Annotated in this window: 16 protein-coding genes and 1 pseudogene; 6 read left to right on the forward strand and 11 right to left on the reverse strand. The window is 60.1% G+C overall.

The annotated features are described in order from the left end of the window. Positions 1–271: 271 nt before the first annotated feature. The gene (locus tag HYG82_RS26120) at positions 272–823 is read right to left on the reverse strand and encodes a DUF7122 family protein (protein ID WP_179260037.1); all 552 of its coding nucleotides are present in this window, start codon (positions 821–823) and stop codon (positions 272–274) included. Beyond that, complete coding sequence (locus HYG82_RS26125; RefSeq protein ID WP_179260038.1) at positions 820–1,731, reverse strand: RsmB/NOP family class I SAM-dependent RNA methyltransferase; 912 nt, start codon at positions 1,729–1,731, stop codon at positions 820–822. The genes HYG82_RS26120 and HYG82_RS26125 overlap by 4 nt, the downstream gene beginning before the upstream one ends. A gap of 117 nt (positions 1,732–1,848) precedes the next feature. Between HYG82_RS26125 and HYG82_RS26130 the strand changes: the two genes are divergently transcribed. The 5 genes from HYG82_RS26130 (at position 1,849) to HYG82_RS26150 (ending at position 6,371) form a co-directional block, all read left to right on the forward strand. Then, positions 1,849–2,595: a proteasome assembly chaperone family protein gene (locus HYG82_RS26130; RefSeq protein ID WP_179260039.1), complete on the forward strand. Its 747-nt coding sequence runs from the start codon at positions 1,849–1,851 to the stop codon at positions 2,593–2,595. Between the two features lie 183 nt (positions 2,596–2,778). Then, positions 2,779–4,203, forward strand: a complete 1,425-nt coding sequence (locus HYG82_RS26135; RefSeq protein ID WP_179260040.1) for an amidase — start codon at positions 2,779–2,781, stop codon at positions 4,201–4,203. 165 nt (positions 4,204–4,368) lie between these two features. Beyond that, the gene (locus tag HYG82_RS26140; RefSeq protein WP_179260041.1) at positions 4,369–5,211 is read left to right on the forward strand and encodes an aldo/keto reductase; all 843 of its coding nucleotides are present in this window, start codon (positions 4,369–4,371) and stop codon (positions 5,209–5,211) included. A 113-nt stretch (positions 5,212–5,324) separates the two neighbouring features. Beyond that, on the forward strand, positions 5,325–6,095 hold the full coding sequence (locus HYG82_RS26145; RefSeq protein WP_179260042.1) for a hypothetical protein: 771 nt from the start codon (positions 5,325–5,327) through the stop codon (positions 6,093–6,095). A gap of 81 nt (positions 6,096–6,176) precedes the next feature. After that, positions 6,177–6,371: a DUF7333 family protein gene (locus HYG82_RS26150; protein WP_179260043.1), complete on the forward strand. Its 195-nt coding sequence runs from the start codon at positions 6,177–6,179 to the stop codon at positions 6,369–6,371. Between the two features lie 140 nt (positions 6,372–6,511). Here the strand turns inward: HYG82_RS26150 and HYG82_RS26155 are convergent, their stop codons facing one another. Then, on the reverse strand, positions 6,512–7,483 hold the full coding sequence (locus tag HYG82_RS26155; protein ID WP_179260044.1) for a phosphoadenosine phosphosulfate reductase family protein: 972 nt from the start codon (positions 7,481–7,483) through the stop codon (positions 6,512–6,514). A 357-nt stretch (positions 7,484–7,840) separates the two neighbouring features. Further along, a complete protein-coding gene (locus HYG82_RS26160; RefSeq protein ID WP_179260045.1) occupies positions 7,841–8,272 on the reverse strand; it encodes a hypothetical protein in 432 nt (143 codons plus the stop codon). Positions 8,273–8,375: 103 nt separating this feature from the next. Here HYG82_RS26160 and HYG82_RS26165 point away from each other — a divergent pair, with 103 nt between their 5' ends. Next, positions 8,376–9,689, forward strand: a complete 1,314-nt coding sequence (locus HYG82_RS26165; protein ID WP_179260046.1) for an ATP-binding protein — start codon at positions 8,376–8,378, stop codon at positions 9,687–9,689. Positions 9,690–9,732: 43 nt separating this feature from the next. On the opposite strand, the gene HYG82_RS26170 is transcribed toward HYG82_RS26165, so the two are convergent. The 7 genes and pseudogenes from HYG82_RS26170 to HYG82_RS26200 all read right to left on the reverse strand — a co-directional run bounded on the left by HYG82_RS26170 (position 9,733) and on the right by HYG82_RS26200 (position 16,321). Continuing rightward, positions 9,733–10,464, reverse strand: coding sequence for a hypothetical protein (locus tag HYG82_RS26170; RefSeq protein ID WP_179260047.1), 732 nt, complete (start codon positions 10,462–10,464; stop codon positions 9,733–9,735). 366 nt (positions 10,465–10,830) lie between these two features. Further along, positions 10,831–11,282 (reverse strand): annotated as a pseudogene (locus tag HYG82_RS26175) (zinc ribbon domain-containing protein); the annotation flags it as partial. A 693-nt stretch (positions 11,283–11,975) separates the two neighbouring features. Further along, positions 11,976–12,305 (reverse strand): transcription factor S, encoded by a 330-nt coding sequence (locus tag HYG82_RS26180; protein WP_179260048.1) that lies wholly within the window; start codon positions 12,303–12,305, stop codon positions 11,976–11,978. A gap of 68 nt (positions 12,306–12,373) precedes the next feature. Next, positions 12,374–12,949: a DUF8135 domain-containing protein gene (locus HYG82_RS26185; RefSeq protein WP_179260049.1), complete on the reverse strand. Its 576-nt coding sequence runs from the start codon at positions 12,947–12,949 to the stop codon at positions 12,374–12,376. Beyond that, entirely contained in the window at positions 12,949–13,809 is an 861-nt protein-coding gene (locus HYG82_RS26190; protein ID WP_179260050.1) for a zinc-ribbon domain-containing protein, read from the reverse strand. Before HYG82_RS26190 ends, HYG82_RS26185 begins: the two co-directional genes overlap by 1 nt. 104 nt (positions 13,810–13,913) lie before the next feature. Beyond that, positions 13,914–14,750 (reverse strand): RAD55 family ATPase, encoded by an 837-nt coding sequence (locus HYG82_RS26195; protein WP_179260051.1) that lies wholly within the window; start codon positions 14,748–14,750, stop codon positions 13,914–13,916. A gap of 335 nt (positions 14,751–15,085) precedes the next feature. Further along, the gene (locus tag HYG82_RS26200) at positions 15,086–16,321 is read right to left on the reverse strand and encodes a hypothetical protein (RefSeq protein WP_179260052.1); all 1,236 of its coding nucleotides are present in this window, start codon (positions 16,319–16,321) and stop codon (positions 15,086–15,088) included. Positions 16,322–16,491: the final 170 nt, after the last annotated feature.

The raw sequence follows: 16,491 nt of genomic DNA on the forward strand, positions 1-16,491 counted from the left end.
ATGAGTGGTTTTCCGCCCATCGTTTATGTGTGTCGAAGTTCAGTTGTCATTGGTAATGGGACCAAGAAGTCGCCTCGAGGTGTTTCACGAGAAGATACGACCACACCGAACGAGAAGCTGTCTGTCGCGGACCGACGAAAATCGATCCGGAAATACGACGCACGGCAGCGTGATACGTTGGTTTGCCGAGACACGGTGAGATAAGTACGACCCCGAATGTCTCTTCTCGAGTATCTGTCGGTCACGACCGATGTCGAAACCGGGTCCGATACTACGGGTCCATCTGCTCCGAGTCGAGGGACCGCTGTCGGCCCTTTGGCACCATCGAACGCAGTTCGCCGTGGACGTACAGGCCGATGCCGAGGGGTTCGCGCTCGCCCGCGACGTCGTGGGCGGCGATAAGATACCCCCAGTCGCCGTCCCATTCGAGATCTTGGTCCTCGCCGGCGACGAACCGTCGGGCCTCCTCGCGTTCGAGGTGGATCACGCACTCGGTCGCCGCCCGGCCGAAGCGCTGGACGAAGTCCGTCGTCGGTTTCCAGTGTTCCTGCCGAGTACGCAGGCACGTCATCCCGATCGCCTCGATTTCGATCGGCGTCGGAGCCTCGTCGGCGTAAATCCATATCTTGCCTGCCCCCTTTTCCCAGAACGTATAGGCGTCGAACGTTTCGGGCGGAATGGCAAACCGGTCCGCGAAGTAGTCGACGACTTCTTCGCGCGTAGCGCGGCCCTCGACAGATCGCTCCGCCTCGGTGGCCGGTAATCGATCGAACCGCTGTCCGACGTTCGTCTCCGGATCGGCGCCGTCACCGCCGTTGCTCATTCGGCGGTCACCTCCAGTTTCGCGACGAAAAAGCCGCCGGTGTCGTTCTGGTGTGGATAGATCCGCGCCGCTCGCTCGAGGCCGTCGTCGAAGTCGTCGCCTTGCCAGGCCGTGAGACCTGTCGAGTGCTCGAGCCCCAATTCGAAGTCGACGAGGCGACAGGATTCGGTTTCGAGCGCGTGCTGGACGACCGCCTCGTTCTCTTCGGGGGCGAACGTACACGTAGAGTACACGACGGCACCTCCCTTCCGGGTAGCCTGGATAGCCCGTCGGAGGATTCCCTTCTGGATCCCGGCGACGGACGAAATATGTCCCTCAGACCAGTTATCGAGCGCGTCGGGGTTCTTTCGAATCGTCCCCTCGCACGAACAGGGTGCGTCGACCAGCGTCCGGTCGAACGCGTCGAAACCGAATCGCTCGAGCGAGTAGGTGCGCGCGTCCTCGTTAGTCACGGCGAGGCTTGTCGCGCCGAGTCGCTCCGCGTTAAATCGGAGCGCCGAGAGACGACCGAGGTTGTCGTCGTTGGCGACGACCGTCCCGCGGTCGTCCATTCGTGCGGCGAGCTGGGTCGCCTTGCCGCCGGGGGCCGCACAGCAGTCCCAGACCCGTTCGCCGGGTTCGGGATCGAGGACGACTGGCGGCACGGCCGAAACCTCCTCCTGGCCGTGCGTAAAGCCGTGAAAGGAGGTCCAGGTCGATCCCGGGGAATCGGTTTCGAGGCGTAAAACCCGCGGGTTCCAGTTCGCCTGCTCGTAGCCGACCCCCTCCCGTTCGAGGGCCGCGAGCGTCCGCTCGACTGATGACTTGATCGTGTTCACGCGGACGGCGCTCGCGAGGGGCCGCTTACAGGCCGCGAGAAAAGCGTCGAAATCGTCGATGATCGATCGATACCGCTCGAGTGGCTCCATCGACCGCGGATTCGGTGGCCCACCGCTTGTGGGTTTCGAAGCGGCCGGAACGACCCACATCGACGGCAACGAACGTCTTCCCCCGATTTTATGCCGGTAACGATCCTCTGTCTGAGTATGGCAGAGATTCGCCAGCAGGGACAGGAAGCGGAGCTCGATGACCCCACGCTAATCGAGGGTTTTCCGGGCGTCGGTCTCGTCGGGAAAATCGCAGCCGATCATCTCGTCGAACAACTCGACATGCGCTATTACGCGAGCGTCCACTGCGACGGGTTGGCTCAAATAGGTGTCTACCGCGGTGGCGATCGAACCGTGCAGCCACCGGTTCGGATCTACGTCAGCGAGGCCGACGATCTGCTCGTTCTCCAGAGTGACGCACCGATCGCCTCGCAGGCCGTCGAGAGTGTCGCAGGATGTCTGAGCGACTGGATCGTCGATCGAGCGACGACGCCGATCTACCTGAGCGGCCTCCCCGCCGAGCGCAGCGAGGACGACCGACCGGACATCTACGGCATCGCGACCGGCGACGGAGGCGAGTTGCTCGAGTCAGCCGACGTACCGATACCGCCGGAGGACGGCGTCATAACCGGGCCGACAGGCGCGCTTATAAACCGCGCAGCGCGGGAGAACGAGGACTGTCTCGGCCTCGTCGTCCAATGTGATCCCCAGTTTCCCGATCCGAAGGCCGCGAGCGTCCTGCTCGAGGACGGCATCGGTCCGATCGCCGACCTCGAGATAGACGTCCAGGATCTCGTCGACCGCGCCGAGGAGATTCGGTCGAAGCGACAGCAATTGGCTCAGCAAATGCAGGCGATCGGCAAGGATCAGAGCTCGCAGGCTCAGCCGCTACGGATGTACCAGTAATCATCACCTGAACCACTGGCTCGAGAAGAGCCGGCATCGATATTCGTTCTCGCGTGCCTGCGTTCTCTACGAACAGAAACCGACGACGCGTTCCGTGTCCGATCGCCGAAGTGCTACGATTTACGTCCTGCAACCGCGAAAACCGAGCGAACGTATATCATGGTACCGTGACGTTCTAACGGTATGTCATGCAGAACGGAACTTCCGCGGCTTTCCGCGTCTGAACTCGGCGCTCGAATCCGAGACCGGGATGTGACGGTCACCAACGTCATCGATGCCCACCTCGAGCGAATCGACGAACGGGACGACGAAATCAACGCCTTCGTCACGGTCTGTAAGGACGAGGCACGTGAGGCCGCTGCCGAGGCCGATCGTGCACTCGAAGCGGACGAGGACGTCGGGCCGCTCCACGGCGTCCCGCTGGCGCTGAAAGACCTCGGCGCGGAAAAAGAGGGCGTCCGACACACGTACGGCTCGGCGCTGTTCGAAGAGTACGTCTCCCAACGGACGGCTGCGGTCGTCGAGCGTCTCGAGGCAGCCGGTGCGATCGTAATCGGGAAGACGAACACGCCGGAGTTGGGTCACAAAGGCACGACCGACAACGAAGTGATAGGCCCAACGGCGTCACCCATCGACCCCACGCTGAACGCGGGTGGGTCCTCCGGCGGTTCGGCGGCGGCGCTTTCCGCCGGCATGGCGCCGATCGCGACGGGAAGCGATGCCGGCGGTTCGCTTCGCATTCCGGCCGCAGCCTGCGGCGTCTACGGGTTCAAGCCGACGTTCGGCCTGGTGCCCGACGACGGCCGACCGAGCGCGTTCGGCCGGGAGCTGCAACACACGACGAAGGGGCCGATGACCCGCAGCGTCGCCGATGCCGCCTTGCTACTATCGGTGATGGGCGGGCCGCACTCGGCAGACCCAAACAGCGTTCCCGTCGACATCGAGTACACCGCCGCACTCGATCGACCGATCGACGAGTTTCGCATCGCGTACAGTCCCGACTTCGACGCGTTTCCGATCGACGACGAAGTGCGTGCGGTCGTCGACGACGCGGTCGACGCGTTCGCGGACGCGGGTGCGACAGTCGAGACGGTGACCGTCGACCACGGCTACTCGATGACGGATCTGAGCGAAGCGGCGATGCCGACGTACACGACGTCCGTCCTCGAAAGTACGACGGTAATGGAGCAGGCCCACGGCGTCGAGTTCCGGGATCGTTCCGACGAGGTCTCAGACAGTCTGCTTGCGATGCTCCACGTCAGCGGGGAGTACGGTCCCGCGGACGTCGCCCGATCCGGCGTCGTTCGAACCGGCGTCTACGACGCCGTCGAAGACGTACTGGGGGACTACGACCTGCTTGTCACGCCGACGCTTTCACGGGCCGACGTCAGACTCCACGAGGACATCGGCGCGGAGGCCTGGGAGTGGCCGTTGACGTGGCCGTTCAACTGGACCGGCCATCCGGTCGCGTCCGCGCCCGCCGGGGTGACGGAACGCGGCCATCCTGTCGGCCTGCAACTCGTCGGTCGGCGATTCGGTGACGATGATATCCTCGCGGCGAGCGCCGCGTTCGAACGGGAACGGCCCTGGGACTACCTCTACGAGTAGCGCGGTACTGGCGGGCACTCGATCGGCAGCGGGCGAACGGACGGAGTCGGTCAGGATCGTCGTTCACCGTCCGCTGACGACGTCGCCTTCCAGATCCCGACGTCGCAACCCGCACCGCTGACCGGTACCAAAACCCCTTTTCGCGTTCTTACCCATCGTACGTTTATGGAACCCGAACACGCCGACTCGATCGCTCCGGGGACGTGTCCAACCGCTAGCGGTATGCCGATGCTCGGTCTCGGCACCTGGCAAAACGACGACGCGGATCAGTGTGCCGAGAGCGTACGAACGGCACTCGAGGCGGGCTACCGTCATATCGACACCGCCCAGTTCTACCGGAACGAGGAGGCTGTCGGCGACGGCCTCGCGGCCGCTGGCGTCGACCGCGAGGACGTCTTTCTCGCGACCAAGATCTGGATCGCGAACCTGTCCTCCGACGACGTCCTCGAAACGACTCGAGACAGTCTCGATCGGCTCGGTGTCGATTACCTCGACCTGCTGTACGTCCACTGGCCAGCCCGAACGTACGACGCTGAAGAGACACTATCTGCGTTCACCGAACTCCACGACGAGGGGCTGATCGAGAACGTCGGCGTCAGCAATTTCCAGCCCGAACAGCTCGAGACCGCCGTCGACGTTTGTGATACGCCAATTTTCGCAAACCAGGTCGAGCTACACCCGCTGCTCCCACAGGAGTCGGTCCGTAACGCCTGCGACGACTACGACGTCGAAGTCGTCGGCTACTCGCCGCTTGCGCGTGGCCGGGTCATCGAACAGCCCGAGATACAGACGATCGCGGAGAAGCACGACGCCACCGAGGTGCAAGTCAGCCTCGCCTGGGCCCGTCAAAAGGGCGTCACCACGATCCCGAAAGCGACGAGTGCGAATCATATTGTCGACAACTGGGAGTCGCTCACCGTAGAACTCGATAGAGAGGACATCAATAGAATCGACGCCATAAATAAAACGAGCCGACAGGTAGACCCAGATTTCGCCCCCTGGAACTGACGGCTTCACCGTCTTCGAGGGGTTGAAAACACCGTTTTTCTGATTGCATCCGACCTGTCGAACACAAAGAAAAAGCAGGAAAGTTTACGGTACGCCGGGCTTTTGGCTCGCGTATGTCTACCCGCTCGCAACGAAGTGGCGGTGGTGGGTTCGTCGGCGCGATCAGGGCCGACATACAGCGGTTACACGGTGCCTGGATGGAGATCGTCTTCCCCAGACAACGTGGCCGCGGTCACTCCGTCATGGGCAAGTGGAAACCCGAAACTGTCCCCCAGAAAGTCAGCTATTACGGCTGGAGCGTTCTCGGCCTCATCGGTTTGCTCGCCCTCTATCCGTTGACCGTTCTCGGACTCGCGACCCGCTTTTACGCGGCGAAACTCGACTCGACGCGAACCCGGCTCGGCATCGTCGGCGTCACGGCTCTCGCGCTGCTCGGGTGGGGGCTACTCACTGTCGCGTGGGGGGCGATGTCGTACATGGAACAGGTCGACATCCCACTCGAGGCAGTTCTCGCGGTGGCTGCGGCGAGTGGCGTCGCAACGGTGTCGACCGCGCTCGCAGCGACCTTTTCGAAAGTCGGCGGCCGCGCTGCAACGGTTATTCTGGCGTATCCGTTCGCGATGACGGCGCTGTTCCTGCCGCCCGTCGTTGCTGCGCTCGTGACGCCGTCGCTGCATCCCTACGTTCTCGACCCCAGCTACGATTTCGCCGTCTGGGTGCTCGATAACGTGTTGGTCCTCGGCGGCGCAAACGACATTCTCCGATCGAACTTCACGCTCGAAGGGCCTGCCTACGCGGGCATGTGGCTCGGCATCTCCATTCCGCTTGGCTGGTTCCTCGGCAGTATCGTCGCGCTGGCGAACCTGGTTCGGCCGTCGGAGTAAGCACGGACGGTTCCGATCACCGTCGGTGAACGGACTGCCGATTCCCGATATCATTAGTCGACCAGGCTCCAAGACGAAAATATGGAGTTCGACCTCCCAACAACCGCTGCCACGTTTATCACCGTTATCGCGATCGGCGTCGTCAGTCTTATCGCGGCACCGATGATGGCTATGGATACCGTACTGATGATGGTCGCACCGTCGATGATCGTATTCGGACTGATTATGCTCGTCCTCGGTATCAAACACGGCGAGTACCGCGCTATGGGACGGTAGCCAGCCGCACCGTGGCAGCAGTCACCCTCCGTAACCCAGTCGGTCGTTCACCCGGTTCGTTCGCAACAATACGATCGCGACCGAGAGAATCGAGGCGAAAATCGGAGCGTATCGCTTCGACTATCGTCGACCGCGACGATTTACATGTAACCGAGATCGCGCAGGCGCTCCATCAGGTCTTCCTTGTCCTGTGCGCGGCCTGCGCGCTCGGTCGTCCCCTCGAGGTCCTGTAGCCATGCGGGTTCCTGGTCACTCTTTTCCGTACTGACTTCGCTACCCAGCGATCGGAAGCCGGCGAAGTACTTCGGCGAGATCGGAACGTCGTCCTGTTCGACGCCCGCGGGGAGGTCGTCGTCGCTTTCGGGAACGTAGCCCTCCTCCGGGAATTCGTCGACGGTGTCCGGAACCACGAAGTTCCAGAACGCCTCCCACACTGCGGCCTCGTCGAACTGCAGGATGGGCTGAATGCGATCGTGGGGCGGGTAGATATCGGGGTCGTGACGCGGCGAGAAGAACGTCTCGTCGGCTCGAGCCTCCTGTTCGTCCCAGCGGACGCCGGAGATGACGCCGTCGATGTCGTACTCCTCGAGCGCGTCGTTGAGCGCGACCGTCTTCAGCAGGTGGTTGCCGACGTAGGTGTCGAGCAGGAACGGGAACGTGTCCTCCTCGTATTCGAGGATGTCTTCGACGTGGTGCTGGTTGTGATCGGAGAGGTCTGCGATTTCGATCTCGTCGCCGGGCTCGAGGCCGTGCTCGTCGACGTAGCCACCGACGTCTTCGTTACGCGCGTAGATCACGTCGAGGTCCCACTCGTCAGCCCAGTGGTCGACGAAGTCGTGGATCTCGTCGAAGTGCTGGTAGTGATCGATAAACACCGCCGGGGGTACCTCGAGGTCGAAGCGGTCGGCTACCTCCTTGATGAAGTACAGGGTCAGCGTCGAGTCCTTGCCGCCGGTCCACATGACCGCCGGGTTCTCGTACTCCTCGAGGCCATCACGGGTCACCTCGATCGCCTTCTCGATTTTGTCCTGAATGTGTGGATAGTCGACAGGGTCTTCATCTTCGCCGTCGGAATAGTCTACGTTGACGTAGTCGGGGAAGTTCTCAGCCATCTCGTAATTAGATATAATTAGGAGATGTAAATTCTTTGTGTCGCCGGAAAGGACTGTCGACAACGTGGACCGACGCAGACGATTGGACGATGGTTCGACCGACGGTACTCCGCCGCTGCAATGCGACGGGGCCGGTGGCACTTCGTCTCCTGGGTTCCCAGACCATATCTGCCGACGGAATCGAACGGACCGCCTATCAGCGGGTCGAGCGAGCGGTGGAGCGAACGAGTGGCTGATTCGTTCGGAGTGACCGACCGCGAGTGAGTGCGGCGTCTCGTCAACTGGAACTGGCTCGACCGCCTCGAGCGACACGGACGGAATCGGTCTCCGTTATCCACCGCTTTCCACCGTACGGATTCATGACGAATCGTACATCGTAAACTCCCGCCAATGGCGGAGCGACCACATGCCGAGAGCGGTACATATCAACCCTGCAGCCACGAAATACACCAGAAGCCGGGAGCCGACGATCCGATCGGGGTGCTGGCTTCCAAAGACGATACCCTCGATAGCGAGCGAAACCAGCGATCCGCTGCCGATTGCGATACCGGACGTCGCGATGAGGACCGTCGTGCCGTCGACGGTCTCGTCGTCGAGCTTCCAGAGGCTGATGACGAACGCAATCGCGGTCAAAAGAACGTAGTACGGAAACCGCCCGCCTGCCCCGCCCGCCTTTCCAGATACCAGCGCGACCACACCGACCATACTCGCGGTCAGCACGACGGTTACGCCAGCAACGGCGCCGAATATTCGTCCCGGTATCGTTTCAGATGCTCGACCCCAGTTCATATGCTCTCAACCTTCCCCTCGAGAGAAAAACGTTGAGGCCGACTGACCGGTCGGTGAACGGACAGGAAGCATTTATGCAATGACTGCCAATGAGCCGAAACGAATGCCCGATTCGATCGAGAAATTCCCGGTCTCAGACAGTGGATTCACGTTTCCCGCCGAGGACGTACTCACCGGACGTGGGTTCATTACGGGCAAATCGGGAAGCGGGAAGTCCAATACCGCAAGCGTGATCGTCGAAGAGTTACTCGATCGGAACCTTCCGTTGTTGATCGTCGATACCGACGGCGAGTACACCGGGCTAACGGACACGTACGATCTCCTGCACGTGGGGAGGGACAGCGACTGCGACGTCGAAATCACGAGCGACGATGTGACTCCGCTGGTCTCCTACGGACTCGAGGATCGCGTTCCGATTCTCCTCGACCTCTCGACGTACGTCGACGAGGAAGAATTGGAATCGGTCCTCTACGAGGCGATTAAGGCCCTGTTCGACGCCGAAAGCGAGCATCGGATTCCGTTTCTGATCCTCCTCGAAGAAGCCCACGAGTTCCTTCCCCAACACGGTGGGAAAGGCGGTTCGGACCTCAAAACGCTCCTCATCCGCGTGGCAAAACGCGGACGAAAGCGAGGACTCGGGATCTGTGCGTTGTCCCAGCGACCGGCGTCCGTCGACAAGGATTACATCACGCAGTGTAACTGGTTCATCTGGCACCGACTGACGTGGGAGAACGATACCGCCGTCGTCGGACGGATTCTCGGCGACGATTCAGCTGAAACCATTCAGTCGTTAGCGGACGGCGAGGCGATCGTCCAGACTGACTGGGACGAATCGATCGAACGGGTCCAATTTCGACGAAAACACACCGCAGACGCCGGCTCGACGCCGTCACTCGAGGATCTCCATCCGTCCCCTCAAGACGGTACTGATCGAACGACTGACTCGACTACCGCGGCTACGAAGACGACCCCGTCCACGGGCAGCGACGGCGAATCGTCATCGGAGGCCGAGTCGGATTCCCGATCCGTCCAGGCAGATTCCACTCAGGTGAGTTTCGACGAGTCCACCGTTCCTTCGTCGACCGTTCCAACCCACGGCGCGAAGCCATCGCTCGAGCAGCGTCGTGAACGCCGTGACACGCCACTGGATACGGCAGATCCGATCTGGGAGATCGGCGGCATTATCGTCTACCTGTACGATTCGCTCGTCTGGTATCATCTGGCTATCCTGTCGACCATCGAGACGAAGGTGGCAGAAACGGTCGAACGAGTCGACGACCTGGCTGTTGGACGGCGGAGGGCCCGCAAACCGGGAACATACGAGCGGTACGCATATAGACTGGGAGCCGTTCTGGTGATCGGTCTGGCATACGCGTTCGCCCTCCTTGCGTTATTGCTTGTGATTCGAGCAGGATGAGCCAGCGATCCGACTCGGTGACCTGGACGCCGTGTTACCGGCATTATTCTGTCGATTCGCCGTGGCGACGGCGATTCGACCAGTAAATCGGACCAGCGACGATCGAAGCAAGTGGGAGGGCAACGAACGCATTCCCAACAAAGTAGATGGTCGGTTCGGAGACCGTCCGTCCTGCAATCAGTATCTCTCCGGCGCGTACTCCAACGAGTGCGAGTGCTCCGCCGCAGATGTAGAGCCACGGATTCGGCTGCCAACGACCGTCTCCATCCTGCAGTAGGCGACTATCACTATACAACTGAAGTGTGGAATAGCCTGAAAGGTGAAGCAGCGTGCCGAGTAACACGTACGCACCTAACTGCGTAAAACCGGACGCAGCGGTATCGAACACTCCGGGCCCGAGAAGAGCAGCCAATCCAACGTACACTACCGAGACGATGAACGGGGCGAGTAGTTCCGCTGATCCGGCCCGTGGTGTTTCAGGCCCGTCGTCCCCAGTGGAACGAGTTCTCTCGAAGACGATTTCGACTGGCTTCGCGGTCGTTCGTCCGAGCCGAACGATCCGTTCGAAAAAAAGCTCGGGAGTCAGTCGGTACCGACGGTTCCGCTCGGGATCCGCCCCATCGTCGACGGACGTCCGCTCGATGGACTGATCGAGTTCGGTCCGGTCACGTGACTCTCGGACGTCGATAGTACCGTCGTCGTCCGAGTCAGCAGACTGGCTCCTCTGTTCGGCACCTCCTCCGTTCGATGGGTTTTGATCTCTATTCTGATACATGGTGACTCGGCAATTCGTCGGGACGCGCGTCCACCGGCGGTGGGCAAAGACGTGTGACGTGACACGATCATCACGCAACGACGGTTCGTCGCCAGTAGCGTCGCCACTCGCTGGGAAAGGCTTATGCGGTCGTAGGAAGAAGGCAGAGGTGTTCCACTCCCTTCGGCCTTCTCCGCTGTGTCCCTAGTCCCTCAGCAGTGGTACTCTCGTCTCTTTAACCTTTTCACAGTTAACGGATACGTGACGGATACAATAGCTGTCCTGGTGCCACCCGTGGTATCTAACGCAAGTTCTCCCTTTCCATTGACATCCTCCCGCGCCTGAAGACGCGGGAATCCCACGGCACCGCGCCGCTGGATTGGGATATTAGGGTTTGCAGTCTACCACCTCTGCTCGAGGGTGGGATCCTCGAGAGAGGTCGTGGAGGTAGACTCCGGGCTGTGCCAACCAGCCGGTACTCCTATCTGGTGGCGATCCATCCAAATCGGGTGCAGACTCGGAGTTACTTTCGCTACCGTTGATGGTGAGACGGATGTTCTCCGCCCCGTTCACGTCAGCGTTGAACGCCGCATCACACTCCTCGCAAACGTACAGCCCACGTTCAACACGCTGACTATCGTCCTCTCTACTGCACACGCAACACGTCTTACTCGTGTCGCGTTCGGACACTTCTACGACTTCACTGCCACTGACTTTCGCCGTGTAGGTGAGACTCTTCGTGAAGCGGCCGAAGCCCACCCGTGCAAGTCGAGGTTGCCGTGTTTACCCCAGTTCTTCGACTCGCCGTTCTCGTCATCGCGGACACCAGCAAGTTCCCCTCCTCGTGACTGCGGTTGCTGTATACTGTGCGTTGGGTTTTATCATGGCCCGACGACGTGTGCCAATTAATGGCAGAACCAGAATTTACGGTTCGCGGGAATAAAGTTCGTATTGCTGGAAATACGAACGAGAAAACCAATTGTGGTAAGATAGAAGTCTACAAAGACCGGATAAAGATACAGCAGAAGGGGACCATAATGTCCAAAGGCTGGATAACCGTCCAATTCGATAACATCGTTGACGTTCAAGTATCCTCGTTAGGGAAAATGCGATTCCAGACGCGCCGTCAAGATGTTTCCGTAACTGGACTTGGTGGTCCACCCGGTACGAAGCTATTAGAGCATATCCGCGACTATCTCCAGAATCGGTAGAGTAGATTCTGAACGTCTCAGAGACGAGGGTCAGTATCTCGCTTGCCTCTCAGCCACTTCCTCATCTCTGCTTCCAGCTCCTTCGTCAACTTCTGGTGGTGTGTAGTTCGGCATATCTTCGCTCCTCAGTTAGTGAACATACAGCAAGCGACATTTAATTTCCCTATGGAACGCCCAATCGGGTCGGTATCAGCACTCTCTTGGCCGAATCAGGTAGTTTGAAACCCCCGAAAACCGTGATTTCATCTGGACGGATTACGATGCAATCTTGCAAGCAGACCCATAACCTAATCTGCCAAAATCGGCAGTCTAAGGTGAGTCTTAGTTGTATTCTCGCCAGCGGTGACCGCACTCAGTGCACTTGAAAAAGCGCGTGGGCGGTTCGTCAGCCGACGCAGTCTGCTTGAGCGTGTACCACGCTTCTTGGGTGCCGCATTCGTCACAAACGACGTCGGTCGCCTTCGGTTTTCCTTCGAAATTCGCGTTTTCGTCGGATTCGATCACGTCGTCGTCGGTCTGTGACTCCGTCGTGATGAATGCGTCTTCCCGTTCCTGGTCCCGTTCGCTCGAGGCCCCGCAGTCCTCGTTCGTACAGACCATATTGTCCCCCTGGGCTTTCATCATCGAGCCGCATTCGTCGCAAAACTGCATACCGGTTAGCTACGAACTCGAGACGCAAAAATACACCACTCCTCATACGCTTTGGTCCGCTGGTTCCGTCACGACGAGTCCTCGAGCATTTCGTCCTCGCGAACGAACGGGCAGTCCGCAACCCGAACGGTCGTCATCGTTGGGACGGCGAGAATTTCGGTTCCCTTTCGGGAGCATGCAACGTCGGGAGGGTCGGCAAAGTACTCGCAGTCCTGGCAGTACGACCGTTTCTCGATTTCGTGGACGGTCCGCTTGGTCGGCGTTAGGTCGTCGTTCGAGGCAACGGATTCGTCGGCCTCGAGTTGCTCCCAGAGCCGATCGCCGTCGATGTCGGCGACGTCCTGACTGTCGAATAGATCGTCGAAGTCGGGCGAACCCGATTTCGAACGGTCGGTATCGGATCGTTCCGAGACGGTAGCTGCGAGGTCACCGAGCGGTTTGGGTTGTGCGCCTTCGTCCGTATTCACATCTCCATCGACCTCGGTGTCGGTACGGCTCGGAGACTCTCGATCGTCACCGTACGTGAGTTCAGTTTCTTGTGGTTCGGTTCGGTCTGTGCCTTCCCGATTAGCGTCGGTTTTGTCTGTGCCTTCCCGATCAGCATCCTTCTGGCTCGTCTCGTCGCTATTACCTCGGTCGGTCATCAGTCGGTGCCTCCGTCGTCAGTCGATCGGTTCGAACTGTACTGGTCTGACGCCGTCCCATCGGCATCGCCCTCGATGGCCTCGAAGACGCCATCAGCTGTTGCGTCGGTCGCTCGTTCGCCGTTTCCTTCGAGGGCTGGTGGTTCGCCAGTTACGAGTCGATGCGAACCGAACAACGACGATCGTTCGACGACCTCGACGAACTCGCTCCCACAGTGAGGGCACTCGGGCGCAGTCAGCAACGCGATATCGACGCTCGAATCACAGTCCTCACACACCGCGGTTCGGATTTGGAGTTGGTTCGCCGCCACCTGGAGCCGATCGGCCGCCTCCTGACGGCGGTGTTGCTCGGCGAGTTCGGCTTGCCAGTCTCGCAACCGGACCACGGCCTGTGCAAGTACCGTCGAACGGTGTGCGAGATCGTCGGTTTCGTCGACCAGGTCATCGAGGACGGTCTCGAAGTTTTCGAAGCCGCGTTCGACCGTCGTCTCGAGAGTCGCAATGTCCTTCTCGATGGCTTGCCACTCCGCTTCGCTCGGTATTTCGGGGTGATCGTGGTCGGCCGATGCCTTGCTGTCGGTTTCACGTTTAACCTGAATTACTCGGCTGCGGACGTCCTCGATGAGATCGGTAAACTCCTGGTGTTGGGCCTCGAGTTCGCCCTGCAACGCCGCAAAATCCTCACGGGCGGCAGGCTCAAACCCGTCGTCGTCGGTCGCTTCGTGGGCCGCAGTCACGAGACGACGGCACATCTCTCCGGGGCTGTCGCCTCGTCGAGCGGCTTCCTCGGTGAGCCAGTCGGTAATCTCTTCGGATGGGGAAAACGAAATCACACCCTCGTCCCGCTTCTGGCTCGACATCTACTCGAAAATGTGGTCGCGCTCGCATAAGGGTTGGTTCGAACTCAGCCGCTGAGTTCCGGCCGGCGTCGACTTTTCCGGCCGTCCGCCAACGACGATACCGGTTACCTGATCTTGCGGACGTTGCTGATATCGAATCCGCCGTCGTGGATCTCGGTTTCGAACCGAACGATGTCCTCGTCTTCCAGGCGGGAGAGAACCCCTCGAAACTCTTCGACGACGAGGGTTCTGGCCCGCTCCGACCCGCCGCTTTCCCACTCGAACGAGAGGGTACCGTCCGTCGCTTCCTTGAGTCGCCCCAGATCGGACGGCTCGAGCACTTCCGCGTTGACGAGCAACAGGATTACGCCGCCCCAGCGGTGAGATGCTCGTTTGAGGCCTTTCAACAGAACGGTCAGATCCGAGAGACCGAGACGGTCGTCGGCCGCCGCAATGAGGTCGGTCAACGAGTCGATCACGACGAGATTACCCGTCGCGTGATCGGTCAGGAATTCACCCAGCGCCTCGAGAACGTCGGTGCGTTCGCTTTGACTCCCTAATTCCGTGATGTCGGCCATCCCGTCTGCATACCAGTTGGTCGGGACTGGCGTCACCTGGAAGTACTCTTCCGCGAGTTCGACGAACGAGACGTCGGACATCCCTGCATCGACGAGTTCGTCGTCCATGACGAACTCCATTTCGCTGACGACAGCGCTTCGCTCGTCCGTAAACGAGACGTAGTGGATGGATTCGGGGACCGTCACCCCCTGCTCGAGATCGCCGTAATAAAGGTCGAACATGTCGGGGTCGACTTTCACGAGTCCATTCATAGCCGCACTCGTATAACAGAACTCGCGCGCACCGGCGCCGGATTCACCCGCGAGGAGGACGACGCTTCCGGCTGGAGCACCGCCACCGATGGTCCGGTCGAACCGTGAGATTCCAAGCGGCATCCGCTCCATACACTCCCGTTTGGACGGATCGGTATACCTGTTGTGGCAAAACCGAGTGGTCCCTCACGCAATCGGGATTCGCTCCGTCTCCGTTCCTCGTTCATCGAGGCCGGCCCTCAGTCGGAATCTCGGACGACGTCACCGTTTTCCGTCCCGATCGCGAACCCACGGTCTTTCCTCGCGATTCCTCTCGAGTCTCGATGACGGACACCGGTTCGAAACCGACGAGTTCCGACTCGCACGCGATAGGCGCAACTACGTTCCCCCCGCAGAGAAACGGGTGTGCCGTCGCGGTCTTCCGTGTCGGACTGGCGACGGCACAGGCGGTTCAGGAGCGTATCGGGTTACTCGTCCATGGAGGTCCATGGGTACGTTCGGATCAGCAAGAATTCCCGATTACCGTCGCCACCGCACCCCGTCCCACCGAGTGCATATCCGCCGTCTCGCGTCTGGATCGCCGACTGTGCTCTGTATCCGCGATCGAACTGAGCGGTCCATTCTCTGTCTCCGGAGCCGTCTATCTTTACGAGGCCGAGATGAGGCCCCGTGAGCACATATCCGCCGTCGAAAGTCGGCTCGATCGATTTCCACGCGCGATCCGGGAGAGTCACCGTCCACTCAGACCGTCCGATCGGACACGTCTTTACGACGCGCGTATGGAACGTCTCGCCCGATTGAGACACCAGTCCCACGAAGACGAACCCATCGTCGTGAGCCGACACGATAGATGAGGCGTTTTCGCGAGCATTGCTGGTCCCGAACGACGTGAGGAACTCCTCGGTGACGCGCTCCGAGTGGAACTTGCACTTTCCGAGCATTGCGTCTTGCCTTCCGTCCAGAACGGTCCCGACGTGGGTTCCGACGAACGCAACCCCGCCGTCTGCTGAGACCACGAGATCCGATACGGAAACCATATCGGATCTTGAATATTCCCCCACTGCGTTTCCGCGTCGATCGACCTTGAGAATCGAGGCTCGTGGACGATCGAATCCACCGGCTGCGAATCCACCGTCGACCGTCTGAGCGATGGAAAATAGCGTTCCGTCTCCGCCGTACGTTCGTGACCACTCGAGCGAACCAGCTGCGTCCGTTCGAGCGATCCAGAGTTCCGATTCGGCGCCGCTTATTCCACCGGCTATGGCATAGCCGCCGTCGGTCGTCTGCACGACCGAATTTATCGTCCCCCACCCGAAGGTTCGCGTCCACAGTTCTCGCCCGCCCGGATCAGTTTTCACCATCCACGCATTTGCGATCGCCTCACCGTGCGATCTCGTATTACCGACGAGAACGTATCCGCCGTCCGACGTCCGGATCAAATCTCGAACTCGTTCGTCGTCGAGACCACCGTACGTACGGCGCCACAATTCTTTCGGTCCGTCGTGAACTGTTTGTGTCTTCGAGAGTCCGATATCCGTCCGTTCTTCCGTCGGGCTCCGGTCAGCCGTTTCTCTCGCAGTTCCGGGCCGTGTTCCGAACGTCCCTGCGCCGAGCAACGCTGTCGATCCACCAAGTGCGCTTCCGAGAACCGTCCGACGAGTAGTTCGGCGTCTTTCGTCCGCCGCGTCTCTCTTTTCTGCCATACTTTCTATCGGTTATTCTATTTTACTATTTGTTTCGGTATCGAAAACAATGGCTGAAGAGAGGAACAAGTGACGGCATGTCGGCGAAACACACGGCCGTCCCATCGACCCGAGCCGCACGGGAAGCGCGATGTCGACTTTTGAATCGCCACGAGATAGCGGGTCAATCC

The organism is Natrinema halophilum (assembly GCF_013402815.2).
Classification (GTDB): Archaea; Halobacteriota; Halobacteria; order Halobacteriales; family Natrialbaceae; genus Natrinema; species Natrinema halophilum.